Source organism: Vibrio sp. 10N.261.55.A7 (assembly GCF_002877365.1).
GTDB lineage: Bacteria > Pseudomonadota > Gammaproteobacteria > Enterobacterales > Vibrionaceae > Vibrio.
Map to the genome: position 1 here is coordinate 1 of NZ_MCWZ01000164.1, position 898 is coordinate 898.

Sequence of the window (898 nt, forward strand, 5' to 3'; positions counted from 1 at the left end):
GGATAATGCCCAAAGGAACCATGAACATGTTTGCTACACAGTGCTCGAAACCGCTAGAAATAAACATTGCAACGGGCAACATGGTCAACAGCGCTTTGGTCATTGCGTTGTCTGAACTGAATGTAAGCCAAATGGCTAAGCACACAAGTAGGTTACAGAGAATGCCTAGCGAAAAGGCTTGTAACGGTGTGTGGTGTAATTTGTGTTGAGCAATATTCAACGCGTTTAACCCCCACTGTCCACCATCAAGCTGATAGAGCCCTGCTGCGGTAACGAGAAGTAGAAGTAACATGGCGCCTAAAAAGTTGCCAATGTACACTTTCCCCCAAATACCTAGCATCGTTCTTAAGCTGATTTGCTTGTTAGCCCAGGATATACAGGACAGAACCGAACTCGTGAAAAGCTCGCCACCACAAAGAACGATAAGAATGAGCCCCATACTGAAGGCAAGTCCGCCAATAAACCTGTTTAACCCCCAGCTAGTGGCCTCACTCCCTGTCGTGACGGTAATGTAAAATATGAACGCGAGCCCAATGAATGTGCCAGCCATTGTTGATAGGCCCAAAATGGTGCCATTCGATTTCTGGGACTTGCTCAACGCAAATTTCTCAGCCTGATTCATCATTTCATTGGGTGTGAATAGCTGTCGACTTGGTTGCGCACCTACCGTCGCACTCTCTGCTTTATTCGTATTAAGTTGCTGACACATGCTTAAATCCTTTTTAGCCATGACCAGTAGAGGTCGCCGCTATAATCTAGCAGAAAATATGATTCGTAAATTGAATTCAATCAATTAAAGTGATGGATTGTCTGCTTATTTCACAAATCTTCTAAATCATTAGTAAGAAATTATGTTGTTTAATCGATTGCCTACAGTAATCTATGAAATACATTGTAT

General features: G+C 43.1%; 1 protein-coding gene. It reads right to left on the minus strand.

What is annotated here, in order from left to right; all coding sequences use genetic code 11:
* Nucleotides 1-625 (minus strand): formate transporter FocA (locus tag BCU12_RS09660; RefSeq protein WP_241909792.1); only part of this gene is annotated, 625 nt, incomplete at its 3' end.
* Nucleotides 626-898: the final 273 nt, after the last annotated feature.